This window comes from Aeromicrobium sp. 10G20-16, from assembly GCF_055809665.1.
Window position 1 is genome coordinate 864,217 of sequence record NZ_CM147919.1, and the last position, 23,383, is coordinate 887,599.

Genomic DNA, 23,383 nt, shown 5'->3' on the forward strand with positions numbered 1-23,383 from the left:
ACGGGGTGGCGGAAACCGGTCTAGTTTTGAGACAACCGGACGCCAGCATCCCGAAGGACTCCCCCATGCCCGATCCGACCAGCAGCGGACGCCTGCGCGCCCTCGGAGCGCTCCTCGCCGCGACCCTGATCGTCACCGTGTCGGCCTGCGGGGACAAGCCCGACGCGGCCGCCGCGGACGCCGGTCCGACACCGTCCGCCGGCCCCCAGCCTGACGCAGGAGCCATCCGACAGGTCGACTTCGCCACGCTGACATGGCAGGACACCCCGCGCGACACCTCGGTGACGCTGACGGGCAAGACACCGGTCGGGGACGTCCTCGACGGCGGTCAGTACGCGCTCGGCGAGCAGCCGGTCGTGTACGCCGACGTCGACCAGGACGGCTTCGACGACGCACTCGCGAGCCTGTCGTTCATCGAGGGCAACGGACTCTCGCAGGTCTGGTACATCTGGCGCTGGGACCCCGACACCGGCAAGCCGGTCCAGGTGCCCGATCCGATCGCCGAGACCGCACGATGCGCCACCGACGTCAGCGACGTCGCCGCCGGGGACGGAGCATTCGTCATCACCGAGAAGCGCCGGGACCTGGCCGACATCGGCACGTGCGACTCGGCTCCACCGAACACGGTGACCCGCACCATCGCGCTCGAGAACGGCTCACCCGTGCAGCGCGAGGGGTACGGCGGGTACGGCGGTGCGTGCCCGCAGCAGCCCGGTGGGGACGCCGACGCCTACCTGATCGGCGACACCCGCCTGTTCGCCGCTCCCGACGCGGGCTCGACCGAGGTGACCGGCGACGACATCTACGCCTACTACGGGCTCCCCCTCGGTGCGTACCCGTACCTGAAGCGCGACGGCTGGGTGCTCGTCGGCTTCGGACCGGACCGCGAGTCGAAGACGTTCGACGAGTACGGGGCCTACGTGCCGTGCGCGTGGGCCGAGGTCAAGGGATGACCCACTCGGGTGGGGAGGGCGGGGCTCGAACCCGCGACCCAGGGATTATGAGTCCCCTGCTCTGACCAGCTGCGCTACCTCCCCCAGGTGGGTAACCTACCGCTGTCGGCATACGGTGCAGACATGGAGTTTCGATACCTCGGCAACAGCGGCCTCAAGATCTCGGAGATCACCTACGGAAACTGGTTGACCCACGGGTCCCAGGTGGAGAACGACGTCGCCACCACGTGCGTGCGGGCGGCGCTCGACGCCGGCATCAGCACCTTCGACACCGCCGACGTCTACGCCAACACCAAGGCGGAGACCGTGCTCGGTGAGGCGCTGAAGGGCGAACGGCGCGAGAGCCTGGAGATCTTCACCAAGGTCTACTGGCCCACCGGCCCCGGCGGCAAGAACGACACCGGCCTGTCGCGCAAGCACATCATGGAATCCATCAACGGCTCGCTGGATCGTCTGCAGACCGACTACGTCGACCTGTACCAGGCGCACCGCTACGACACCGAGACGCCGCTGGAGGAGACCATGCAGGCGTTCGCCGACGTGGTCCGTCAGGGCAAGGCCCTCTACATCGGCGTCAGCGAGTGGACCGCCGAGCAGATCCGCGAGGGCGTCAGGCTCTCCCAGGAGCTCGGCTTCCAGCTCATCTCCAGCCAGCCGCAGTACTCCATGCTCTGGCGGGTCATCGAGGACGAGGTCGTCCCCACCAGCGAGGAGCTGGGCGTCAGCCAGATCGTGTGGAGCCCCATCGCCCAGGGCGTGCTGTCGGGCAAGTACCTGCCGGGCGAGCAGCCGCCTGCGGGCTCACGTGCCGCCGACGAGAAGGGCGGCGCCGACATGATCAAGCGCTTCATGAACGACGACGTCCTCACGCGCGTGCAGAACCTGAAGCCGATCGCCGACGACGCGGGGCTCACCATGGCCCAGCTGGCGATCGCCTGGGTGCTGCAGAACGACAACGTCGCCGCCGCACTGGTCGGCGCCTCGCGGCCCGAGCAGGTGGCCGAGAACGTCAAGGCCGCCGGCGTGCGCCTCGAGCCCGAGCTGATGACCCGCATCGACGAGGTCCTCGGCGACATCGTCGAGAAGGACCCCGGCAAGACGGCCGAGACGGCACCGAAGAAGCGGGTCGTCTGACCATGGCCCGTGACATGCAGGTGCAGGACAGCGTCGTGATCGACGCCCAGCCGATGGCGCTGTGGAAGCAGATCGCCGACCCGTCGCAGATGGGGCGCTGGAGCCCGGAGAACCGCGGCGCCCAGGTGTCGTCGCCCGGCGAGCCGGCCGCGGTCGGTGACAGCTTCGTCGGCTCCAACCGCCGCGGACGGGCCACCTGGGTGACGCGGTGCACCGTCACCGACGCGGACCCCGGGGTGCGATTCGCGTTCGACGTGCACCAGATCGGCGTCCGCAACCCCCGGCTGCCGGCCCGCATCGCCTCCTGGTCGTACGACTTCGAGGCCGCCGACGGCGGCACCCGCGTCACCGAGACGTGGACCGACAACCGCACCGGCTGGCCCGACGTGGCTGCGGCAGCCTTCGACAAGGTGGTCACCGGCGGACACCTGTTCGCCGACTTCCAGCGTCGCAACATCGCCAAGACCCTGGCACGACTGAAGGCCGACGTCGAGGGTTCCTAGGAGGTCAGGCCTTGTCCTGCATGCTCGAGCGAGCCGGGTTGCCCTGCTCGTCGGCCTTGGGGTCGGTCTCGTCCTGCTTGGCGCGCACGCCTGACTCGACCCGGTCCCCCAGGTCGGTGTCGACGTTGCGCCAGTACTCGAAGGCACGGGCCAGCACCTTCTCGCTGACTCCGTTGAGCAGGTGCCCCACGATGTTGTCCACGAGCCGTTCGCGGGCGGCGTCGTCGAGGACGTCGCGCACCATCGTGCGCGCCTGTCCCCAGTCGTCGTCCTCGGCGTGCAGCGTGTACGCGGCCCGCACCATCTCCCCGTCGGCCTGCCACCGACCGCCGTCGTCGGTCAGCGAGGGATCGGCGCTCGGGCCGCCGTAGGAGTTCGGCGCGTAGACCGGGTCCGAGACGGTGTCCATCTGCATGTGACCGTCCTTGGTGTAGCTGTTGACCGGCGAGTGCGGACGGTTCACCGGGATCTGGCGGTAGTTGCTGCCCAGCCGTGCGCGATGGGCGTCGGAGTAGCTGAACCCGCGGGCCAGCAGCATCTTGTCCGGCGACAGCCCGGTCCCGGGCACCGTGTTGTTCGGCTCGAAGGCCGCCTGCTCGATCTGGGCGTGGTAGTCGGTCACGTTGCGGTTCAGGGTGAGCCGGCCGACCTCCTGCAGCGGATAGTCGCCGTGCGGCCAGACCTTGGTGAGGTCGAACGGGTTGAAGCGGTAGGTCTTGGCCTCGTCGAACGCCATGATCTGCATCTTCAGCGTCCAGCTCGGGAACTCGCCGTCGCGCAGGTGCTCGAAGAGGTCGCGCTGGTGGTAGTCGGTGTCGGCCGACGCCATCTGGTCGGCCTCGTCCTGGGTGAAGAACTCGACGCCCTGGTCGCTGATGAAGTGGTACTTGACCCAGAACTGCTCACCGGCCTCGTTGATCCACATGTACGTGTGGCTCGAGTAGCCGTTCATGTGCCGCCACGTGCGCGGGATGCCGCGATCTCCCATGAGCCAGGTGACCTGGTGGGCCGATTCGGGCACGAGCGTCCAGAAGTCCCACTGCATGTCGTGGTCGCGCAGGTTGTTGTCGGCGCGACGCTTCTGCGAGCGGATGAAGTGCTGGAACTTCATCGGGTCGCGCATGAAGAACACCGGCGTGTTGTTGCCGACCATGTCGAAGTTGCCCTCGTCGGTGTAGAACCGCAGCGAGAAGCCCCGCGGGTCGCGCCAGGTGTCGGGGCTGCCGCGCTCCCCCGCGACGGTCGAGAACCGCGACAGCACCTCGGTGGTGGCGCCGGGCTGGAACACGGCGGCCCGGGTGAAGGCGCTAACGTCGTGGGTGACCTCGAAGGTGCCGAACGCCCCACCGCCCTTGGCGTGCGGCTGCCGCTCGGCGATCCGCTCGCGATTGAAGTTCGCCATCTGCTCGATCAGGTAGTGGTCCTGCAGCAGCAGCGGTCCGTCGGGACCGACCGACAGCGAGTGCTCGTCGCTGGCGACCGGGATGCCGGCATCGGTGGTGGTGGGACGCGGTTGCGCTTCAGTCATGTGGATCTCCCTGCTGGACGTGCGGGCGGGCCCTGGGGCCCCGACACCGGACACGTACCCAGCCGGGCGCCGTCTCACGCAGATGCAGAAGGCCCGGCGTCGCAGGTGACTGCGATGCCGGGCCGTGACTGCTCCCCCACTTGGACTTGAACCAAGAACCCTTCGATTAACAGTCGAATGCTCTGCCAATTGAGCTATGGGGGATGGACTCCGCGAGTTCACGAAGCGCGGTCACCGATCCTAGCAAGATGATGCCGCAGGTGTCGCATCGCCTCGGCCTCGATGGTGCGGACTCTCGACTCGCTGACCCCCAGCCGCTCCCCCACCTCACGACGCGACATGGCAGGCGCCGCGCCGACGCCGAACCGCAGCCGCACGACGGCCTGCATCGTCGGGGTCAGGCCGTCGAGCCACGTCCAGGTGTCGTCGACGTCGGACGCGTCCGCCACGTCGTCGACGAGCTCGACGTGCTGGCTCTGCTCCGTGCGCAGGGCCTCGCCGATCCAGGCCCAGGAGAACGTCGCCAGCCGCACCCCACGCTCGGGGTCGAAGCGATCGACGGCGCGGATCAGGCCGACGGCTCCCGCCTGCACCCCGTCGCGCAGTCGCTCGCCACGCAGACCGAGCATCAGTGCTCGTTGCACCACCGCACGCATCCCCGCGACGACCAGGGCGGATCGAGCCGCGCCGTCGCCGTCGCGGGCACGGCGGGCGAGACTCTGCTCCTCGGCCGCAGTGAGGGGGCGTTGGGCGAGCAGGCTGCGCAGGTAGGGGTCCACGCCTCCACCGTGGGCCGGAGCCGTGCTCGAGTGGGCGCCCGCGACCTCGACCTGTGGACGACCGGGGGCGTGCCGGTCAGCTGGGGATGGCCAGCGAGCGGTCGCGCGTCTCGCGCAGCTGCTGCTCCAGCGCGATCAGCTCGCCGAACATGCGGTTGTAGATGTCGGCCTGCTCGATCGGGTTGGTGCGCTGCAGCTTGGACTTGATCTCGGCGACCTTGCGCGACAACGTCAGCACCTGCACGCGGGCGAGCACCGATGACACGACGGCCTCGGCGTTCTTCTCGCCGGCACGCAGCGGTTCGACTGCCGCGACCTCGAGCACCCGCCGCAGGGCGGGGTCCTCGATGCGGTCGGCCACCGAGGGCAACCACGTGGGGTCCGGCTTCTCGGGCCATCGGGTGGACCCGAGGTGCTGCCACAGGGCCTGCGACGCCGGATGGGTGAAGTCGTCGATGTCGATGTCGTCACGATGGGCGCGAGCCAGATCGGGGTGCTGGACGATGGCCTTGAGCGCCTCGCGCTCGTCGGCCAGGCCCGGAGCACCGAAACCGGCCGTGATGGGCGGACCCGCCGGGACCGACGCGGGCGCGTCGCCGCCCGGCGCTGCCGCTGGCTCCTCACGCCGCAACGGTGGGCTGGTGGGCTTCGCCGGTTGCGCGGCCACCCGTTTGTGCTCGGCTCGCACCTGCTCGATGTCCATCCCGACGCGCCCGGCGATCTCGCGGAAGAGCTCGTCGACCTTGGAGCGGTCGCGGATCGCGCTGGACAGACCGACCGCCTCGCGCACCGCGTCGATGCGTTGGTCGCTGCGGTCGAGGTCGTAGCTGGACAGCACGTTGTCGAGCACGAAGCGGTACAGCGGCACGCGTGAGCCGATCAGGTCGCGCACGGCCGCGTCGCCGTCGGCCAGGCGCAGGTCGCACGGATCCATGCCGCGAGGCTCCACCGCCACGTAGGTCTGCGACACGAACTGCTGGTCGCCGCTGAACGTCTTCAGTGCGGCACGGCGACCGGCCTCGTCGCCGTCGAAGGTGAAGATGACCTCACCGCGGAAGGCGTCGTGGTCGGCCATCAACCGGCGCATCACCCGGGCGTGGTCCTCGCCGAACGCCGTGCCGCAGGTGGCCACCGCGGTGGTGACGCCGGCCTCGTGGCACGCCATGACGTCGGTGTAGCCCTCGACGATGACGGCCTGGCTGGCCCCGGAGATGGACCGACGGGCCAGGTCGATGCCGTAGAGCACCTTGCTCTTGTTGTAGATGGGCGTCTCGGAGGTGTTGAGGTACTTGGCCTCGATGCGGTCGTCGTCGAACATGCGGCGGGCGCCGAAGCCGATGATCTCGCCGGTCATCTCGCGGATGGGCCACATCAGGCGACCACGGAAGCGGTCGTACAGTCCACGGTTGCCGCGGGCGCAGAGGCCGCCGGTGACGAGCTCGTCGTCACTGAAGCCCCTGCCGCGCAGATGGGCGGCCAACGCCTCCCCCGACCGGGGCGAGAATCCCATCCCGAAGCGCTCCGCGGCCGTCTGGTCGAAGCCGCGGTCGGTGACGAACTGCCGACCGGCCTGCGCGTCGGGCGACGTGGCGAGGTGCTCGGCGTAGTACTCCCCCGCCATGCGGTGGGCCTCCAGCAGACGGTTGCGCTGCTGCGGGTCACGCCGCGGGCCCGACGGAGCCACACCCTCCTCGTACTTCAGGACGATGCCGTACTTGGCGGCCAGACGTTCGACGGCCTCGACGAAGCTGAGGCCCTCGATCTCCATCAGGAACCGGTAGACGTCGCCGCCCGCGCCACAACCGAAGCAGTGGTAGGACCCGACCGAGGGACGCACGTTGAACGACGGCGACTTCTCGTCGTGGAACGGGCACAGCCCCTTGCGCGAACCCCCGCCGGCGTTGCGCAGCGTGACGTACTGCTCGACGATCTCGTCGATGCGGGCACGCTCACGGACCAGCTGGATGTCCTCCTGCTTGATCCGGCCTGCCATGGGGCGATCCTACGTCCACCACGGGGCTGTCAGTCGAGCAGGCGCAGGGCCCACGAGCGGGCCGAGGCATCGGTCAGGCTCGCGACCTGGTCGATGATGACCCGGCGCCTGGACGCGTCGTCCGGGGCGTCGTGGAAGTCGGCCGCGAAGTCAGGCTCGAGGTCGCGGCCCTCCCCCGCCGACAGGGCGGCCACGAGTGCCAGCAGCAGCTCACGTTGACGGTCCTGCACCGAGGCGCGTTGGTCGGTACGCATCACGTAGTGCGCGGCGACGGCCTTCAACACGGTGATCTCGTCACGCGTGTCGGTCGGCACCTCGAGGTCAGCGCCGTACCGGGTCAGCGGGCCGTCCCCCCAGCGCTCGACGGTCGCGGTCTGCGCGGCGGTCGCGAACCGCCCGATCAGGGCGCTGGTCAGGCTCTTGAGGGTCGCGTGGGCGCGCCGACTGCCGTCGAACGCGTCGGTGGGCCACTCGGCCAGCGCCTGCAGGCGATCGAGCGCCGCGCCCAGGCGCCCGTCGTCGGCGTCGGGCGCGTACCAGTCGCGGGCCGTCTGGAAGATCTGGTCGGTGTCGAGCGCGGCCGGGTCGAGCGCGAAGAATCCGCCGAACACCCCGTCCTCGACGTCGTGCACCGAGTACGCGATGTCGTCGGACAGGTCCATGACCTGCGCCTCGATGGGCCTGCCCCCACCCGGCGCACCGGACCGCAGCCAGTCGAACACCTCGGCGTCGTCGGCGTACGCGCCGAACTTCACCGTCTCGGCGTCCGGGCCGTCTCCCCGCATCCACGGGTACTTGACGCACGCCGACAACGTCGCGCGCGTGAGGTTGAGCCCGACGCTTCGGCCGCGGTCGACACTGAAGGCCTTGGACTCCAGTCGGCTCAACAGCCGCAGCGTCTGCGCGTTGCCCTCGAACCCGCCGATGTCGGCCGCCGCCTGGTCGAGCGCCGTCTCGCCGTTGTGGCCGAACGGCGGGTGTCCCAGGTCGTGCGCCAGCGCGGCCGAGTCGACGATGTCCGGGTCACAACCCAGCGACTTGCCCAGCTCACGGGCCACCTGTGCGACCTCGAGCGAGTGCGTCAACCGGTTGCGGACGAAGTCATCGGTGCCGGCGCCCATGACCTGTGTCTTGGCCGACAGCCGACGCAGCGACGAGCAGTGCACCACCCGGGCGCGATCACGCTCGAACGGCGTCCGGCCCGCACGCTTGGGTGGCTCGTCGACGAAGCGCTCGCGCGCCTCTGGGCCATAGCTGTCAGTCATCGCCCGCAGGGTATCGGTCACGCCATCTGCGACAGGTCGTCTAGTCACAAGGAACTATTTTCGGGTGGCGCAATCTCGTAACGTGCGTCACAGTGTGAGGAATCCCACGAGCCGGCCGTCACTCCCGGGCCATCGCGCCAGCACGGCGGCTCACGCTCCCGACGAGAGGCGACTCCGTGACCGACGTGCTGCCCACACCCGCAACTGATGCTCTCCCTCCCTCCGGAACTCCCCGCCGCACCTTCATCGGCTACGTGCTGGCCGGCACGACGCTCGCCGTCGGCGTCGACTTCTCGTTCGCCGCATCGCGGGCGGACGCCGCCATCCCCTCGATCCCCCAGATCCCCGAGCTGTACGACCTGGAGGACCTGCAGACGCAGTCGGCCCTTCCCACCTCCACCCTCATCGCGATCGAGATCGGCACCGACGGCGTCGCCCGCTTCGAGATGCCGCGCATGGAGGTCGGCCAGGGCATCACCACCGCCGCGGCGATGATCATCGCCGACGAGCTGGACCTGCCGCTCGACAAGGTCGAGGTCAGCCTGGCCCCGGCCCGTCCGGAGCTGATCTTCAACCAGCTGACCGGCGGCTCCAACACCATGAACTCGATGTTCACGCCCATCCGGGTGGCCGCCGCGACCGCGCGCGGAGCCCTGCTGGACGCCGCCGCGATCCTGCTGGGTCGCCAGATCGCCGACCTCACGGTCAAGGGCGGCGTCATCACCGGAGCCGGCCAGAACCTCACCTACGGCGAGCTTCTCCGAGAAGGCGGCCAGCAGCACCACCAAGCAGGTCAAGGTCACCGTCAAGGACGACGCCGACCTGAAGCTCGTCGGCACCCCGCAGAACCGGGTCGACGCGCTGGAGGCCGTCACCGGTCGCAAGCAGTTCACCACCGACCTCGACGTCCCCGACGCGCTCCCCACCATGGTGTGCCGCCCACCGACGCTCAACGGCAAGCCGATCAAGGTCAACAACCAGGCCGCCGTCGAGCAGATGCCCGGCGTGACCGACGTCGCCGTGATCGACACGGGCGTCGCGGTCCGTGCCCGCACGTTCGGCCAGTGCATCGACGCGGTGCGCGCCCTCGACGTCACCTGGAAGGGCGGACCGGTCGACGGCGAGTCCGACGAGACGATCCTCGCCAAGCTCAAGGGCGCCGAGCTGCCGATGGTGGTGCCCAAGCTTCCCAGCCCTGACCAAGAGTCTCGCCAAGACCATCGACATGCGCTTCGAGTTCATGTTCCGCAGCAGTGCGGCGCTGGAGCCGAACTGCGCCATCGCCGACGTGCGTGGCCGCAAGGCCACCGTGTGGGCCGGGCTCAAGTCGCCGATCGTGGCGCAGAAGGACATCGCCGACGCCCTCGGCATCGCGCAGAACAACGTGCGGGTCAACGTCATCACCGGCGGCGGCTCGTTCGGCCACAAGCTGTTCGGGGACGGCGCCATCGAGGCAGCCAAGATCTCCAAGGCCATGGGCAAGCCGGTCAAGCTGATGTGGCACCGCTGCGACGAGCCCCGTCAGGGTCGTGTCCACCCCGCGTGCACCTCGCGGGTGCGGGCCACCATCTTGACCAACCAGGTGCTCAGCGTCGAGCAGCGTCACACCAGCGTGCAGACCGACTTCTCGCACGGGCTGGGCGAGCGCCTCACCTCGATGGTCGAGGAGCTGCCCACCGGTCTCGGGGGTCTCGGATTCGCCGAGTCGATCTTCACGCTCACCCAGGAGCTGCCGTACAACTTCGGTGTCGTCACGCAGCTGCTCAACGAGGTGAACCTGAAGTTCAACACCGGCAGCATGCGCAACATCTACTCCCCCGACGTCGCCTGCGCCAACGAGCTGATGGTCGATCGGCTCGCCCAGGAGCTGCGCAAGGATCCGCTCGACTTCCGCCTGTCGTTCCTCAAGAACGCCAAGGCGAAGGCTGCTCTCAAGGAGGTCGCACGCGTCGGCAACTGGGGCCGCAAGATGGCCCCCGGCACCGCGCAGGGCATCGCGATCCACTCCGAGTACAAGGGCGCCACCGCCGTGCTGGTCGAGATCGACTGCCGACCCGAGACCGTCAACCGTCCCATCCGCGACGGCGTCACCGGTCCCCGCGTCACCAAGGCGGTGATCGCCGTCGACGTCGGCCTCGTGGTCAACCCACGCGGGCTCGAGGCGCAGATGATGGGCGGCGTCGCCGACGGCATCGCCCTGGTGTTGACCAGCAGCAACCACCTCAAGGACGGCGCGTTCCTCGAGGGCAGCTGGGACAACTACTTCTACACCCGGCAGTGGAACACCCCGCCGGAGTTCGAGTGCATCGTCATGCCGAGCAACGGCAAGGTCCCCGGCGGCGCCGGAGAGGCAGGCGTGCCGGCCACGGTCGCCGCCACCGCCTGCGCCTACGCACGGGCCACGGGGACGGTCCCCACCCGTTTCCCGATCAACCACGACACCCTCAGCTTCGAGCCGAAGCCGTTCGTGCCGCCCATCCCGGAGTCGCCGACCGACGGCCTCCAGTACACCTACTGATCCCGCGACCAGGACACCAGGAGCTCACATGCCGAAGTACTCATTCCAGCTCAACGGCGAACCGGTCACGGTCGACGTCGAGGACAACGTGCGCCTGCTGTGGGTGCTGCGCGACATCTTGAAGGTCACCGGCCCCAAGTACGGGTGTGGCATCAACGTCTGCAAGGCCTGCACGTCGCACATCAACGGCAAGGCGTTCAACCCCTGCTCGGTGCAGGTCAAGGACATCAAGGACAGCGACGAGATCACCACGATCGAGGGACTGCCCGACACCGTCGGCGCCGACCTGCACCCCATGCAGGAGGCGTGGCTGGACCGTGACGTCGCCCAGTGCGGCTACTGCCAGCCCGGCCAGATCATGGCCGCCGTCGCGCTGGTCAAGAAGGTCAAGGCCGAGGGACGCAAGATCAGCGACGACGACCTCGACTCCATCCGCAACATCTGCCGATGCGGCACCTACAACCGCATCCGCGAGGCGATCAAGCAGGGCGCCGAAAAGATGTGACGGCTAGAACCTGCCATTTCGAGGCTTGGGCTGGCAGACCGGGCACCAGAAGGACGAGCGGTTCATGAAGGGGTCGCGGCGGATGGGGGTGCCGCAGCGCTCGCACGGCTCGCCCTCCTGCCCGTAGGCCTGCAGCGACCGGGCGAAGTAGCCGCTGGCGCCGTTGACGTTGACGTACAGGGCGTCGAACGACGTGCCGCCCTGGTCGAGCGCTTCGTTCATCACGTCGACCACGTGCCCGAGCAGAGCGTCGACCTCGCGCGTGCGCAGGTGGCGAGTGTTGCGGGCGTAGTGCAGGGGCGTGCGCCACAGCGACTCGTCGGCGTAGATGTTGCCCACACCCGAGATCAGCGTCTGGTCCAGCAGAGCCCGCTTGACGCCCGTCTGACGCTTGCGCAGCCGGGCGGCGAACTCGTCGGCGTCGAAGGCCGGATCCAGCGGGTCACGGGCGATGTGGGCGACCTCGACCGGCACCACGGTGTCGCCCTGCACGACGCTGCCGGCACTGATCGCCATGCCACCGAAGATCCGCTGGTCGGCGAAGCGCAGCTGCTGACCGTCGTCGAGGTCCAGCACCACCCGCTGGTGGCGGGTCGGCTCGGCGTCGGGCGCACTGACCCGGAACTGCCCGCTCATGCCCAGGTGACACAGCACGGAATCGCCCGAGCGCGGGGTGTCGAGCTCGAGCCACAGGTACTTGCCACGGCGCGCCACTCCCCCGACACGTCGGCCGATCAGGCGGTCGGCGAAGTCCAGCGGACCGGCGACGTGACGTCGCAGCGACCGGACGTCGTGGACGGTGACGCCGGTGATGGAGCGACCGACCAAGTGGTCGAGCAGCCCCCGGCGGACGACCTCGACCTCGGGGAGCTCAGGCACCCGAGGAGTCGGCTGACTGCAGCTCGGTGTCGATGGCGCTCCAGGCGATCTCGGCGACCATCTGCTCGGCCTCCTTCTTGGATCGGCCGGTACCGCCGCCGAAGTCACGATCTCCCACGCGGACGACGGCGGTGAAGGTCTTGTCGTGATCCGGGCCGGTTCCCTCGAGCGTGTACTGCGGCACGCCCAGGTCGTTGTTGGCCGCGATCTCCTGCAACGACGTCTTCCAGTCCAGGCCGGCTCCGAGCAGGGCGGCGTCGGCGAGCACGGGGTCGAAGATCGCGTGGATGACCTCCGAGGCCCGCTCGATGCCGAACTGCGTGTAGATGGCCCCGAGGACCGCCTCGACGGTGTCAGACAGAATCGAGGCCTTGTCGCGACCGCCCGTGGTCTCCTCGCCGCGACCGAGGCGGACGTACTGCCCGAGCCCGAGGTCACGGGCGACGACGGCGAGGGCCTTGGCGCTGACCACGGCAGCGCGCAGCTTGGCCAGCTGGCCCTCGGGAAGGTCGGGGTGGGTGGTGAAGAGCGCGTCGGTGATGACGAGCCCGAGAACCGAGTCGCCGAGGAACTCGTAGCGCTCGTTGTTGGGCACCTGCCCGTTCTCGTAGGCGTACGAACGGTGCGTCAGGGCATGCTGCAGCCGTTCGGTGTCCAGATCGGGTACACCGAGGGTGCGCCGGAGCGCATCGAGGTCTGTGGACGCCTGCGGCAGCGGGTCCGTCACCGTGCGATCAGGTGATTCAGAGGACCTGGCGACGCTCGCCACGAGCGCCGTACTGGCCGCACTCGCTGCACGCGTGGTGCGGACGCACCTTGCTGTCGCACGCCGGGTTGGCGCAGTCGACGATCTGGGTGGCGGTGGTCTTCCACTGCGACCGGCGGTGGCGCGTGTTGCTGCGCGACATCTTCCGCTTCGGAACGGCCATGATCACTCCTTGAGTTCTGTGTCTGTCAGCTGGCTGAGGCTCGCCCACCGGGGGTCGATGGCCTCGCCGTGCGTGTGTTCTGGATTGTCCGCGAGTCGTGCTCCACACTCGGGGCACAATCCCGGACATTCCGGACCACACCACGGGTCTCGCGGCAGTGCCAGCAGCACTGCTTCCCGTAGTACGGGTTCGAGGTCGATCTGCTCGTCCTCGAGGGCGTACTCCTCCTCCGACGCATCCTCGAACAGGTACAGCTCCTGGAGGTTCACCGTGAAGTCCTCACCGATGTCGTCCAAGCACCGCACACATTCTCCGGACGCATGTGCCGAGGCCGTTCCTGTTGCCAGGACACCCTCCATGATGACCTCGAACCGGAGCTCGAGATCGATCGTGGAACCCTCGGGCACGCCGTAGACGTCGTGTCCCAGTTGATCTGCCGGCGCCGTGACGGAGAAGCTCCACGGTACGTTCGTTGCCAGGCTGACGACCCCAACCACGGGTGTCGACCACCAAAGGTCCCGATTGCACGTTGAGCTTCCGTCCAGGTGCGCGACTGATCTTCGACCTGCAAGCAGGCCGACGACCATGCTATCGCGGATGGTCACGGGCGGCCTAATCCTCCTGTCGACCCGGGCTGTCGGACGGGAGTGGGAAGATCTGGTCATGACGGAGAGGCCATGACCGAGGGGACGGTCCTGCACGCCGATCTCGACTCGTTCTTCGCCTCGGTGGAGATCCGCGACGACCCGTCCCTGCGGGGAAGACCCGTCATCGTCGGAGGCAGTGCGACCGGCGCAGGGGTGGTGCTGGCGGCCAGCTACGAGGCCAAGGCGTTCGGCGTGCGCACCGCCATGGGTGGACGCCAGGCGCAGGCGCTGTGCCCCCAGGCGATCGTCGTGCCGGCCCGCTTCTCGGCCTACACCGAGGCGAGCCGCGCCGTGTTCCGCGTCTTCGAGGACACCACCCCCATCGTGGAGGGGTTGTCGATCGACGAGGCGTTCCTCGAGGTCGGCGGACTCCTGCGGCTGACGTCGCGCTCCCCCTCGCAGATCGCGCAGCAGCTGCGCGACGACGTTCGCGACCGGGTGGGCCTGCCCATCTCGGTCGGCGTCGCCCGCACCAAGTACCTCGCCAAGATCGCGAGCGCCGTGAGCAAGCCCGAGGGTCTGCTGGTCGTGCCGGTCGATCAGGAGCTGGAGTTCCTGCACGCCCTTCCCGTCGAGCGGCTGTGGGGCGTCGGCAAGGTCACGTCGGCCAAGCTGCACGCCGCGCGGCTCACCACCGTGGGAGACCTGTCGAAGCTGCTGGAGGTCGAGCTGACCCAGCTGGTCGGTGGTGGCGCCGGGCGGCACCTGCACGCCCTCAGCCAGGGGCGAGACCCCCGCACCGTGCAGGTGGGTCACCGCCGGTCGTCCATGGGCGCCCAGCACGCGATCGGTCGGGGCCCGCACGACCTCGAGGACCTCGACGTGGCGCTGCTGGCCCTGGTCGACCGGGTCACCCGTCGCATGCGGGGCGTGGGGCGCACCGGCAGCACCATCACGCTGCGGCTGCGGTTCGACGACTTCACCAGGTCCACGGCCGCCCGCACCCTGCCACGTCCCACCGCGCACACCGGCGAGATCCTCGACGTCGCCCGCGGACTCCTGCGCGCGCGGTGGCCCGAGATCGAGCGTCGTGGCTGCACCCTCATCGGGGTGTCGGTGGGGTCGCTGGACGACCAGCCCGAACAGCTGGCGCTGCCGCTGGATCCCGCATCCGATCACTCGCTCGACGACACCATCGACGCCGTCCGCGACAAGTTCGGCACCAGTGCCGTGCGGCGCGCGGTCCAGCTGGGTCACACCGAGCGCGAGGGCCAACCGATCCTGCCCGACTGAACCGACGGCGCTCTGCGCGTCAGGCGTACTTGTCGGCCAGCTGGCTCAGCACGGCCTCGGGGACCAGGGCGGAGACGTCGCCGCCGTGCTTGGCGACCTCCTTGACCAGGCTGGACGCGAGGTAGGACCACTCGGGCGAGGTGGGGATGAAGACGGTGTCGACGTCGGTCAGGCTGCCGTTCATCTGCGCCATCTGCAGCTCGTAGTCGAAGTCGGTGACGGCCCGCAGGCCCTTCACGATGGCGCTGATCCCGCGGTCGGTGCAGAAGTCGACGAGCAGACCCGTGAACGAGGCGGTGCGGACGTTGGGCAGGTGGGCCGTGGCCTGGTCGAGCAGCGCGATCCGTTCGTCGATCGTGAACAGCCCCTGCTTGTTCTCGTTGACCAGCACCGCGACGGTGACGTCGTCGAACAACCGGGAGGCTCGCTCGAAGATGTCGAGATGGCCGTTCGTCACGGGGTCGAAGGAGCCGGGACACACCACGCTGGTCACGTCAGCGACCGTACCAAAGCGTCGTCTCCCCGTAGGCCTTGTGCCGCAGCGCATCGATGCCTGTGGGCCACTCGAACCGGTCGCGCGTCGCACGCTCGACGACGAACACGGCCTCACGCGCCGAGTGCTCCTTCAGCGTGCCGACCAGGTCGGCCACGATCGCGGCGTCCAGCGCGTAGGGCGGATCGACGAACACCAGGTCGAATCGCGGATCGTGCGGGTGGGCGACGAAGGTGGAGGCCTTGATCGCCTGAACCGTGGCGTTCCCGAGGCCCAGCGCGTCGATGTTGCGACGGATGGTCGACGCGGCACGTCGATCCGACTCCACGAAGACGGCTCGAGCAGCTCCGCGCGACATCGCCTCGAGACCGAGCGCACCGGAGCCGGCGAACAGGTCCAGCACCGTCAGGTCGGCGAATCCTCCGAGCTCGGCCTCCAGGGAGGAGAACAGCGCCTCGCGCACCCGGTCGCTCGTGGGGCGGGTGCCGTCGCCCTTGGGCGTCTCGATCCGGCGGCCGCCGAGCGCCCCCGCGATGATCCGGGTCACGTTCGCTCCAGGTAGTCGGCCTGCTCCGTGGCCTCGAGCTGGCCGATCGCGGCGGCGAGCTCGGGATGGTCCGACAGATCGGGGTCGGCCGAGACGATCTCGTCGGCCGACGCCCGGGCCTGCTCGATGACCTCTCCGTCGCGCACGACCGAGAGCAGTCGCAGGCTCGACCGGACGCCTGACTGACGCGCACCGAGCACGTCACCCTCGCGTCGCAGCTCGACGTCGAGTCGCGACAGCTCGAAACCGTCGGTGGTCGAGGCCACGGCTGCGAGTCGCTCGGCGGCCACCGAGTCCGCGTCCGTGTCCGTCACCAGCAGGCACAGTCCTGCCTCCGAGCCTCGCCCGACCCGACCCCGCAGCTGGTGCAGCTGGGAGATGCCGAACCGGTCGGCGTCCATGATGACCATCACCGTGGCGTTCGGGACGTCGACACCGACCTCGACGACGGTGGTGGCCACCAGGACGTTGATCTCCCCCGCTGCGAACGCCCGCATGACGGCGTCCTTCTCGTCGGCCGGCATGCGCCCGTGCAGCGCGGACACCCGCAGCCCGGCCAGCGGCCCCGCCGCGAGCTCGTCGTGCACCTCGACCAGGGACTTCGTCTCGCTCGGCGACTCCTCGCCCCGACCGCTCTTGTCGTCCGCGCCGATCCGCGACACCACGACGTACGCCTGCCGCCCCTTGGCGACCTCCTCACGGACCCGCTCCCACGCCCGTTGCATCCACGTGGGCCGCTGCGCAGCGGGCACCACGGTGGTCTGGATCGGTTGGCGTCCGGCCGGCAGCTCGGTGAGCGTCGAGACCTCGAGGTCGCCGAAGACCGTCATCGCGATCGTGCGCGGGATGGGGGTGGCCGTCATGACGAGCACGTGCGGGGTGACCTCGGCACGGTCCACGAGCGCGGCCCGCTGCTCCACACCGAAACGGTGCTGCTCGTCGACGACCAGCAGACCGAGCTCGGCGAACTGCACGTGGTCCTGGATCAAGGCGTGGGTGCCGATGACGATGCCCGCCTCGCCCGACGCGGCGTCGAGCAACGACTCGTTGCGCGCCTTGGCACCCATGGAACCGGTCAACAGACGCACCCGCGTGGCACCGTCCGCACCCCCCAGCATGCCGCCCTTGGCCAGATCGCCGAGCTGGGCGGTGATGCTGCGGTGGTGCTGGGCCGCGAGCACCTCGGTGGGGGCCAGCAGAGCCGCCTGCCCTCCGGCGTCGACCACCTGCAGCATCGCCAGCAGCGCCACGATGGTCTTGCCCGAGCCGACCTCGCCCTGCAGCAGGCGGTGCATCGGGCGGGCCTGCGACAGGTCGGCGGAGATCTCCTCGACGATGTCGCGCTGGCCGGCCGTCAGCTCGAACGGCAGAGCCGCCGCGAACCGCGACCGCAGACCGCCCTCGATCGGCGCACGCGTGGCGGAGCGCTGCTGCTCCAGGGCGTGCCTCCGCTGGGCGAACACCGCCTGCACGACGAAGGCTTCCTCGAAGCGGAAGCGATCACGCGCCCGCATCGCCTCGGCGATCGACGTGGGCCGGTGGATCGCCTCGAAGGCCTCGCGCGCAGCCGGGAACCTGCGCCGAGACCGCACGTCGCTCGGCAGCACGTCGGGGACGTCGTCGATCGTGTCGAGGCACATCGCGACACTGCGCTCGATGGACCAGGACGTGACCTTGGCGCTGGCTGCGTAGATGGGCAGCACGCCGCGCGCGAGCCGGGAGGAGGCGACGTCGCCCTCCTCGTGGACCAGGTCGAAGTCCGGATTGGTCAGCTGCAGCTGACCGTTGAACTCGCCGACCTCGCCGGAGAACAGGCAGGTCACGCCCGGGAGCAGCTTCTTGGGCAGCCACGGCTGCTGGAAGAACGTGAGCCGCAGGTTCTGCGCCCCGTCGGTGACGACGACCTCGGTGCGGCTGCGGCGTGGCTGGTTGCGGAACGGGATCACCTGCGCGCTCACGACCTCGGCCAGCACCGTGGCGTACTGGCCGACGCGCAACGACGACAGGTCGGTCGGGCTGCCGATCTCGGCGTAGCGTCGCGGGTAGTGCCGCAACAGGTCGTCGACCGTGCGCAGCCCGAGGGCCTTCTCCATCGGCTTGCCGGTCTTGTCCCCCACGGCCGACGACAGCTTGGTCGACAGGTTCACCACGGGGCGCTCACTCCACCGCGAGGAACAGCGGGTAGTTCTCCTGCCCGCCGTCGTAGGCCACGAGGTCCACGTCCGGGCGGTTCTCACGCAGGTACGCCTGGATCTGCTGCTCCACACCCGCCTCGCCGCCCGCGCCCAGCACGACCGTGACCATCTCGGCCGCAGGCGACAAGATGCGCTCGAGCACCTGCTCAGCCACTGCCGCGACGTCGGATCCGATCACCGCGAAGTCACCCGCGATGACGCCCAGGACGTCGCCGGCTTCGCAGGGGCCGACCATCGTCATGCCGGGCTCGGTGGCGATCGTGACGGCGCCGTGCTGGGTGTAGGCGGCGGCGCTCGACATCGCGACGACGACCTCGTCGAACCCGAGTCCCGGATCGTGGACCGCCAGAGCGGCGAGCCCCTGCACCTGGGCCTGCGTGGGAATGACCGACACCCGGATGCCGTCGTGCCGCGCCGCCTGTGCCGCGGCCTCGAACTGCGGGATGTAGCGCTGGTTGTTGGGCAGGACGATGATCTCGTCGGCACCGGCCTCGCTGATCGCGGCCGCCATCTGCGCGGCGGACAGCGGCCGGTCGTGGGTGAACTCGAGAGCCACGGCACCGGACTCGCGGCACAACGACGCCAGACCCGCGCCGGTCGTGGCCGTGATGACCACGCGGCCCTCACGCGGTCGGCGTGCCATCTGGTCGGCGAAGTGCGTGACGGCGATGCGGTACGGGCGACCGGCGGTGATGCCGGCCTCGATCGCCGCACCGACGTCGTCGACGTGCACGTGCACGTTCCACAGGCGGTCACCGCCCACCACCACGAGCGAGTCGCCGAGAGGTCCGAGCGTCTCGCGCAGCGCGGCGATGCGGTCGTCGTCGGCCTCCAGCAGGTACATCACCTCGTAGGACGGACCGTCGGGGTCGAGGTCGTCTCCTCCCAGGACCGGCACGGGCAGCTTGGCCGTGACCGGTCGGGGTCGACGACCGGTCAGGGCCTGCCCGGTCGCGTCCAGCACGACCACCAGGGCGCGACCGCCTGCGTCGACCACGCCGGCCTTGGCCAGCCGCTCCATCTGCTGTGGCGTGCGCTCGAGCGCTTCGCGCGCAGCGTCGGAGGCGGCGTTGAAGACCGACCGCCCGTCGTCGCCGTCGGCGGCGGCGGTGCTCGGATCGTGCGCCGAGGCCGCCGCCTGCGCTCCGACCGCAGCAGCGCGCGCGACCGACAAGATGGTGCCCTCCACCGGAACACCGACCGCCGCGTACGCGGCATCGGCGGCAGCGGTGAACGCGTGGGCGACGTCGTCGGGCCCGATGCCCGATCCGATCGGCAGGTCGCGGAAGCACGCCCGCACCAGCTGCGACAAGATCACCCCGGAGTTGCCCTTGGCACCCATCAGGAGGCCGTCGAGGTACACGCCGATCAGCTCGGGCAGGTCGGTGTCGTCGGACAGCGCCTCGACCGCGTCGGCGCCGGCGGCAAAGGTCAGGTAGGCATTGGTGCCGGTGTCGCTGTCCGGCACCGGGAACACGTTGAGCGCGTCGATCTCGGCCCGGGCTCCCGACAGCGCCTCGGCGCACAGCTGGGTCCACGCGCGGAACGCCGACGCGTTGAGAGCCAGAACCATGCGCCCGAGGCTATCCCCCCGAGGTCCCCGTCCACCGGATTGGCGTCCGCCGCAGGTCGTCGGCTATTCTTGAGCGGTTGTCGTGCGGCCCTCGGCCAGCGACACCCGATGATTTCCGATTCGTCTCACTTTCTCAGGAGTTTGCCGTGGCTGCGGTCTGTGACGTGTGCGGCAAGGGACCCGGCTTCGGCCACAACGTCTCTCACTCGCACCGACGCACCAAGCGTCGTTTCGACCCGAACATCCAGCGCGTCCGCGCCGTCGTGGAGGGCACCCCCAAGCGCCTCAACGTCTGCACCGGTTGCCTCAAGGCCGGCAAGGTCTCACGCTGACCCCGTGAACGATCGCGCAGTCCACGCCGTCCGCGACGACGTACTCGGCGACCTCGACGCTGTCGGGGTCGCCGCTGCCATTTCCGAGGGCACCTTCAGCGCTCGCGAGGCCACCGAGGCGGCTGTGGCGCGGATCGAGGCGATCAACGACCGCCTCAACGCGGTGCAGCACCCCGACTTCGACCGGGCCCTCGAGCAGTCGCTGCACCCGGCGCCGGGGATCTTCTCGGGCGTCCCGAGCATCGTCAAGGACAACACCCAGGTCGTCGGCCTGCCCACGGACATGGGCTCGCTCGCCATGAGGTCGCGACCCGCCACCACCGACGACCCCTTCACCACGCAGTTCCGCAGCACCGGGCTCGGCGTGCTCGGCAAGAGCACGATGCCCGAGTTCGGCTTCAACGCCTCCACCGAGTACGAGACGATCGCGCCCACCCGCAACCCCTGGGACACCGGCTACTCCCCCGGCGGCTCGTCCGGCGGTTCCGCAGCACTGGTCGCTTCCGGCGCGCTGCCGATCGCCCACGCCAACGACGGTGGTGGGTCGATCCGCATCCCGGCCGCCGCGTGCGGCCTGGTCGGGCTCAAGCCCACGCGCGGACGCGTCGTCCCGGCGGCGGAGTCGGCCAGTCTCCCCGTCGACATCGTGTCCAACGGCGTGGTCACCCGCACGGTCCGCGACACCGCTCACTTCCTGGCCGGCACCCAGCAGTTCGCTCCCGCAGCCGGACTTCCCCCGCTCGGGCTGGTCGAGGGTCCGTCGGAACGGCGCCTGCGCATCGGCCTGGTCATGCACTCGGTCACCGGGATCCCCACCGACGACGACAGCGTGCGGGCGGTGACCGAGACCGTCGACCTCCTCACGTCACTCGGTCACGACGTCTCCGAGGTGCCGTTGCCGGTCGACGAGCGCTTCATGGAGGCGTTCAAGCAGTACTGGTCGCTGCTGGCGTTCAGCACCCAGACGTTCGGCAAGCGGGTCATGCACAGTCCCGACTTCGACGCCTCGCTCACCGACGGCCTCACCCGGGGACTGTCCAGGCAGTTCCTGCGCCGGGCGTGGCGACTGCCGTTGACCCTTCGCACGCTCAAGCTCAGCGAGCAGCACTATCGCGCCGCCTTCACCGACGTCGACGTGATCATCTCGCCGACGCTGGGCTTCGTCACGCCGCCGCTGGGCTACCTCAACCCGTCGGTCGGCTTCCAGGAACACCTGGACCGACTGACCCAGTTCGCCGCGTTCACTCCGCTGAACAATGCATCCGGCGGCCCGGCCGTCTCGCTGCCGTTGGGCACCAGCACCTCCGGCATGCCGGTCGGCGTGCACTTCTCCTCGGTCCACGGCGACGAGCAGACCCTCCTCGAGCTCGCCTACGAGCTGGAGGCAGCCCAGCCGTTCCGCACCATCTGGCAGTGACCACCAGCTCGCTCGCCTCGGGCTACGCCCTCACGGTCGCTCCGCTCCCTGGCGAACAGCACCCCGCTCGCCAGTGACGAGCTCTGCGAGGAACGTGAGGGAGCGCCAGCGACCGAGGCGAGACCACCGCAAGCCCATCGGCTGACGTTCGCCTCGGGCGACGCCCTCACGGTCGCTCCGCTCCCTGGCGATCAGACCCGCTTGGTTCAGCGGTAGTGCTGGTGGCCCGCGGCGCCCTCGAACTCCACGCCGGCGACGGTGACGCCGGACCCGGCGTGCACCGACCCCACGATCGTCCACTGACTGGGCACGGTGACCGACGGCGGGAACGTCGCGACGAGCCCGTAGTCGTCGCCGCCGGTCAGAACGAAGGTGAGGGGATCGACCTGGAGGGCCTCAGAGACCGTGAGCACGGCTTCGGGCACGGCGAAGGCCGTGGGATCGATGTCGACGCCGACGCCGCTCGCCTGCGCGACGTGCCCGAGATCGGCCAGCAGACCGTCGCTGACGTCGGTCATGGCCGTGGCCCCGACCATGGCCGCCTGGGGACCGGCTTCGTACGGGGGCTGCGGCACACGGTGTGCCTCGACGGCGGCCTTGGGCGAGCGGAACCCGCGGCTCAGGGCAGCGAAGCCGGCTCCGGCGAGTCCTGAACGTCCCGTGACGGCCACGAGGTCGCCCGGCTGGGCGCCGTCGCGTCGGACCACCCGATCAGCCTCGCCGATGACGGTGACGGCGATGACGATCGCGTCCGAGGCCGTCACGTCTCCGCCGACGACGTGGGCGCCGACCTTGGCGGCCTCGGTCTCGAAGCCCTGCATCATCTCGACGGCCCACTCGACCGGGAGGTCGGCCGGTGCACCGAATCCCACGGTCAGCGCCAGCCCGGTGCCGCCCATCGCATTGATGTCGGACAGGTTGCATGCTGCGGCCTTGACCCCGATCTCGTGCGCGCTGGACCAGTCCCGCCGAAAGTGCCGCCCCTCGATGAGCAGATCGGTCGAGATCAGCGTGCCGCCGGGCCCGGTGGCGACGTGCGCCGCGTCGTCGCCTGGACCGATCAGGACCAGCGGGCCCGTGCCGAGCTGCTTGGCGACGACGTCGATCAGTCCGAACTCACCCAGCTCGCCGATGGTCTGCGGGGTCGTTGCTCCGATGGCCATGTGCCCTATTGTCACTCAGGCACCACTCGTCCGTGCGGCGCCACATCGGGTAGGTTGTGCCGAGCCGCCGCTCGCCGGTCGGCACGAACCAAGGAGGCGACGATGTCGGTGCAGGCGTACATCCTGGTGCAGACCGAGGTGGGCAAGTCCGCGGAGGTCTGTCGAGCGATCGCCGAGGTCGACGGTGTCACCGTGGCCGAGGACGTCACCGGCCCCTACGACGTGATCGCGAGGGCCGAGGGCAGCTCGGTCGACACGCTCGGCACCCTGGTCGTGTCACGGGTCCAGAGCATTCCGGGCATCACCCGCACGCTGACCTGCCCCATCGTCCGCATCTGACGTGCATCGTGTGGTCCGCGCCGTCGTGACGACGGCGCTGTGCCTGGCAGCACTCACCGCCTGCGGCGGTGGCCTGTACGAGTTCAGCACCACGCCCGGCTCGGCGGCGTCCTGCCGCGCGCTGGTGTCCAGCCTGCCCACGCAGGTCGCCGACCAGGAGTCGACGCCGGTCGACAGCCCCCGGGTCGCCGCGTGGGGAGATCCGCGCATCGTGCTCCGGTGCGGGGTGACACGGCCAGCGGCCCTGCAGCCGACCTCGCGCTGCGACGACGTCGACGGCGTCGGATGGTTCACCGAGAAGTCCGACGGGGACGGTCGCCTGTTCACCACGATCGGCCGAGACCCCAACGTCAGCGTCGAGGTGCCGGGCAGCTACCAGCCGGCCGGCACGGCGTTGGTCGACCTCGCGGACGCGATCAGGACCGGCACCACGGTCACCGACCCGTGCCAGTAGACCC

At 69.7% G+C, this 23,383-nt stretch carries 24 protein-coding genes and 2 tRNA genes; 11 read left to right on the top strand and 15 right to left on the bottom strand.

Annotated elements, in window-relative coordinates; all coding sequences use genetic code 11:
* Positions 1–65 precede the first annotated feature (65 nt).
* Positions 66–953, top strand: a complete 888-nt coding sequence (locus tag AC0L5F_RS04320; RefSeq protein ID WP_473315391.1) for a hypothetical protein — start codon at positions 66–68, stop codon at positions 951–953.
* Between the two features lie 10 nt (positions 954–963).
* Here the strand turns inward: AC0L5F_RS04320 and AC0L5F_RS04325 are convergent.
* Positions 964–1,037, bottom strand: a tRNA-Met gene (locus AC0L5F_RS04325).
* A gap of 39 nt (positions 1,038–1,076) precedes the next feature.
* On the opposite strand from AC0L5F_RS04325, the gene AC0L5F_RS04330 reads away from it, so the two are divergent.
* Positions 1,077–2,087 (top strand): aldo/keto reductase family protein, encoded by a 1,011-nt coding sequence (locus AC0L5F_RS04330; protein ID WP_473315392.1) that lies wholly within the window; start codon positions 1,077–1,079, stop codon positions 2,085–2,087.
* 14 nt (positions 2,088–2,101) lie between these two features.
* Positions 2,102–2,590: an SRPBCC family protein gene (locus AC0L5F_RS04335; protein ID WP_473315393.1), complete on the top strand. Its 489-nt coding sequence runs from the start codon at positions 2,102–2,104 to the stop codon at positions 2,588–2,590.
* 4 nt (positions 2,591–2,594) lie between these two features.
* Here AC0L5F_RS04335 and AC0L5F_RS04340 read toward each other — a convergent pair whose 3' ends face one another.
* The 5 genes from AC0L5F_RS04340 to AC0L5F_RS04360 all read right to left on the bottom strand — a co-directional run bounded on the left by AC0L5F_RS04340 (position 2,595) and on the right by AC0L5F_RS04360 (position 8,155).
* Positions 2,595–4,118: a catalase gene (locus AC0L5F_RS04340; RefSeq protein WP_473315394.1), complete on the bottom strand. Its 1,524-nt coding sequence runs from the start codon at positions 4,116–4,118 to the stop codon at positions 2,595–2,597.
* Between the two features lie 131 nt (positions 4,119–4,249).
* A tRNA-Asn gene (locus AC0L5F_RS04345) sits at positions 4,250–4,322 on the bottom strand.
* Positions 4,323–4,336: 14 nt separating this feature from the next.
* Entirely contained in the window at positions 4,337–4,897 is a 561-nt protein-coding gene (locus tag AC0L5F_RS04350) for a sigma-70 family RNA polymerase sigma factor (protein WP_473315395.1), read from the bottom strand.
* A gap of 76 nt (positions 4,898–4,973) precedes the next feature.
* Complete coding sequence (gene dnaG, locus AC0L5F_RS04355; RefSeq protein WP_473315396.1) at positions 4,974–6,890, bottom strand: DNA primase; 1,917 nt, start codon at positions 6,888–6,890, stop codon at positions 4,974–4,976.
* A 29-nt stretch (positions 6,891–6,919) separates the two neighbouring features.
* Positions 6,920–8,155, bottom strand: a complete 1,236-nt coding sequence (locus tag AC0L5F_RS04360; RefSeq protein ID WP_473315397.1) for a deoxyguanosinetriphosphate triphosphohydrolase — start codon at positions 8,153–8,155, stop codon at positions 6,920–6,922.
* A gap of 176 nt (positions 8,156–8,331) precedes the next feature.
* On the opposite strand from AC0L5F_RS04360, the gene AC0L5F_RS04365 reads away from it, so the two are divergent.
* Genes AC0L5F_RS04365 through AC0L5F_RS04375 form a run of 3 tightly spaced genes read left to right on the top strand, consistent with a single transcriptional unit; the run spans position 8,332 to position 11,178 of the window.
* Positions 8,332–9,354 (top strand): molybdopterin cofactor-binding domain-containing protein, encoded by a 1,023-nt coding sequence (locus tag AC0L5F_RS04365; RefSeq protein WP_473315398.1) that lies wholly within the window; start codon positions 8,332–8,334, stop codon positions 9,352–9,354.
* A 26-nt stretch (positions 9,355–9,380) separates the two neighbouring features.
* Positions 9,381–10,673, top strand: coding sequence for a molybdopterin cofactor-binding domain-containing protein (locus tag AC0L5F_RS04370; RefSeq protein ID WP_473315399.1), 1,293 nt, complete (start codon positions 9,381–9,383; stop codon positions 10,671–10,673).
* Positions 10,674–10,701: 28 nt separating this feature from the next.
* Positions 10,702–11,178, top strand: a complete 477-nt coding sequence (locus tag AC0L5F_RS04375) for a (2Fe-2S)-binding protein (RefSeq protein ID WP_473315400.1) — start codon at positions 10,702–10,704, stop codon at positions 11,176–11,178.
* A gap of 3 nt (positions 11,179–11,181) precedes the next feature.
* Here the strand turns inward: AC0L5F_RS04375 and mutM are convergent, their stop codons facing one another.
* From mutM to AC0L5F_RS04395, 4 genes are read right to left on the bottom strand one after another with little or no spacing between them, the layout of a single operon-like run.
* Positions 11,182–12,057, bottom strand: coding sequence for a bifunctional DNA-formamidopyrimidine glycosylase/DNA-(apurinic or apyrimidinic site) lyase (gene mutM / locus AC0L5F_RS04380; protein ID WP_473315401.1), 876 nt, complete (start codon positions 12,055–12,057; stop codon positions 11,182–11,184).
* Entirely contained in the window at positions 12,050–12,784 is a 735-nt protein-coding gene (gene rnc / locus AC0L5F_RS04385) for a ribonuclease III (RefSeq protein ID WP_473315403.1), read from the bottom strand. Before rnc ends, mutM begins: the two co-directional genes overlap by 8 nt.
* A gap of 16 nt (positions 12,785–12,800) precedes the next feature.
* Complete coding sequence (rpmF, locus tag AC0L5F_RS04390; RefSeq protein WP_473315404.1) at positions 12,801–12,986, bottom strand: 50S ribosomal protein L32; 186 nt, start codon at positions 12,984–12,986, stop codon at positions 12,801–12,803.
* A gap of 2 nt (positions 12,987–12,988) precedes the next feature.
* Positions 12,989–13,591, bottom strand: coding sequence for a YceD family protein (locus AC0L5F_RS04395; protein ID WP_473315405.1), 603 nt, complete (start codon positions 13,589–13,591; stop codon positions 12,989–12,991).
* A 72-nt stretch (positions 13,592–13,663) separates the two neighbouring features.
* On the opposite strand from AC0L5F_RS04395, the gene dinB reads away from it, so the two are divergent.
* The gene (dinB, locus tag AC0L5F_RS04400; RefSeq protein ID WP_473315406.1) at positions 13,664–14,866 is read left to right on the top strand and encodes a DNA polymerase IV; all 1,203 of its coding nucleotides are present in this window, start codon (positions 13,664–13,666) and stop codon (positions 14,864–14,866) included.
* Positions 14,867–14,885: 19 nt separating this feature from the next.
* On the opposite strand, the gene coaD is transcribed toward dinB, so the two are convergent.
* Genes coaD through AC0L5F_RS04420 form a run of 4 tightly spaced genes read right to left on the bottom strand, consistent with a single transcriptional unit; the run spans position 14,886 to position 19,674 of the window.
* A complete protein-coding gene (gene coaD / locus AC0L5F_RS04405; RefSeq protein WP_473315407.1) occupies positions 14,886–15,359 on the bottom strand; it encodes a pantetheine-phosphate adenylyltransferase in 474 nt (157 codons plus the stop codon).
* 1 nt (position 15,360) lies between these two features.
* Complete coding sequence (gene rsmD / locus AC0L5F_RS04410; RefSeq protein WP_473315408.1) at positions 15,361–15,906, bottom strand: 16S rRNA (guanine(966)-N(2))-methyltransferase RsmD; 546 nt, start codon at positions 15,904–15,906, stop codon at positions 15,361–15,363.
* Positions 15,903–18,053 (bottom strand): ATP-dependent DNA helicase RecG, encoded by a 2,151-nt coding sequence (recG, locus tag AC0L5F_RS04415; RefSeq protein ID WP_473315409.1) that lies wholly within the window; start codon positions 18,051–18,053, stop codon positions 15,903–15,905. The genes rsmD and recG overlap by 4 nt, the downstream gene beginning before the upstream one ends.
* A 10-nt stretch (positions 18,054–18,063) precedes the next feature.
* A complete protein-coding gene (locus tag AC0L5F_RS04420) occupies positions 18,064–19,674 on the bottom strand; it encodes a DAK2 domain-containing protein (RefSeq protein WP_473315410.1) in 1,611 nt (536 codons plus the stop codon).
* A 146-nt stretch (positions 19,675–19,820) separates the two neighbouring features.
* On the opposite strand from AC0L5F_RS04420, the gene rpmB reads away from it, so the two are divergent.
* Complete coding sequence (gene rpmB, locus AC0L5F_RS04425; protein WP_078701430.1) at positions 19,821–20,006, top strand: 50S ribosomal protein L28; 186 nt, start codon at positions 19,821–19,823, stop codon at positions 20,004–20,006.
* A gap of 4 nt (positions 20,007–20,010) precedes the next feature.
* The gene (locus tag AC0L5F_RS04430) at positions 20,011–21,423 is read left to right on the top strand and encodes an amidase (protein ID WP_473315411.1); all 1,413 of its coding nucleotides are present in this window, start codon (positions 20,011–20,013) and stop codon (positions 21,421–21,423) included.
* A 206-nt stretch (positions 21,424–21,629) separates the two neighbouring features.
* Here the strand turns inward: AC0L5F_RS04430 and AC0L5F_RS04435 are convergent, their stop codons facing one another.
* The gene (locus tag AC0L5F_RS04435; RefSeq protein WP_473315413.1) at positions 21,630–22,586 is read right to left on the bottom strand and encodes a thiamine-phosphate kinase; all 957 of its coding nucleotides are present in this window, start codon (positions 22,584–22,586) and stop codon (positions 21,630–21,632) included.
* Positions 22,587–22,688: 102 nt separating this feature from the next.
* Here AC0L5F_RS04435 and AC0L5F_RS04440 point away from each other — a divergent pair, with 102 nt between their 5' ends.
* On the top strand, positions 22,689–22,925 hold the full coding sequence (locus tag AC0L5F_RS04440) for an Lrp/AsnC ligand binding domain-containing protein (protein ID WP_473315414.1): 237 nt from the start codon (positions 22,689–22,691) through the stop codon (positions 22,923–22,925).
* 10 nt (positions 22,926–22,935) lie between these two features.
* On the top strand, positions 22,936–23,379 hold the full coding sequence (locus AC0L5F_RS04445) for a DUF3515 domain-containing protein (RefSeq protein ID WP_473315415.1): 444 nt from the start codon (positions 22,936–22,938) through the stop codon (positions 23,377–23,379).
* Positions 23,380–23,383 lie beyond the last annotated feature (4 nt).

Bases quoted from the DNA above. Each gene is read 5' to 3' on its own strand.
- AC0L5F_RS04320 (WP_473315391.1), top strand. From the start codon at position 66: ATGCCCGATCCGACCAGCAGCGGACGCCTGCGCGCCCTCGGAGCGCTC.
- dinB (WP_473315406.1), top strand. From the start codon at position 13,664: ATGACCGAGGGGACGGTCCTGCACGCCGATCTCGACTCGTTCTTCGCC.
- AC0L5F_RS04360 (WP_473315397.1), bottom strand. From the start codon at position 8,155: ATGACTGACAGCTATGGCCCAGAGGCGCGCGAGCGCTTCGTCGACGAG.
- dnaG (WP_473315396.1), bottom strand. From the start codon at position 6,890: ATGGCAGGCCGGATCAAGCAGGAGGACATCCAGCTGGTCCGTGAGCGT.
- AC0L5F_RS04420 (WP_473315410.1), bottom strand. From the start codon at position 19,674: ATGGTTCTGGCTCTCAACGCGTCGGCGTTCCGCGCGTGGACCCAGCTG.
- AC0L5F_RS04340 (WP_473315394.1), bottom strand. From the start codon at position 4,118: ATGACTGAAGCGCAACCGCGTCCCACCACCACCGATGCCGGCATCCCG.
- AC0L5F_RS04330 (WP_473315392.1), top strand. From the start codon at position 1,077: ATGGAGTTTCGATACCTCGGCAACAGCGGCCTCAAGATCTCGGAGATC.
- AC0L5F_RS04335 (WP_473315393.1), top strand. From the start codon at position 2,102: ATGCAGGTGCAGGACAGCGTCGTGATCGACGCCCAGCCGATGGCGCTG.
- AC0L5F_RS04370 (WP_473315399.1), top strand. From the start codon at position 9,381: ATGCGCTTCGAGTTCATGTTCCGCAGCAGTGCGGCGCTGGAGCCGAAC.
- AC0L5F_RS04375 (WP_473315400.1), top strand. From the start codon at position 10,702: ATGCCGAAGTACTCATTCCAGCTCAACGGCGAACCGGTCACGGTCGAC.
- AC0L5F_RS04435 (WP_473315413.1), bottom strand. From the start codon at position 22,586: ATGGCCATCGGAGCAACGACCCCGCAGACCATCGGCGAGCTGGGTGAG.
- AC0L5F_RS04440 (WP_473315414.1), top strand. From the start codon at position 22,689: ATGTCGGTGCAGGCGTACATCCTGGTGCAGACCGAGGTGGGCAAGTCC.
- rpmF (WP_473315404.1), bottom strand. From the start codon at position 12,986: ATGGCCGTTCCGAAGCGGAAGATGTCGCGCAGCAACACGCGCCACCGC.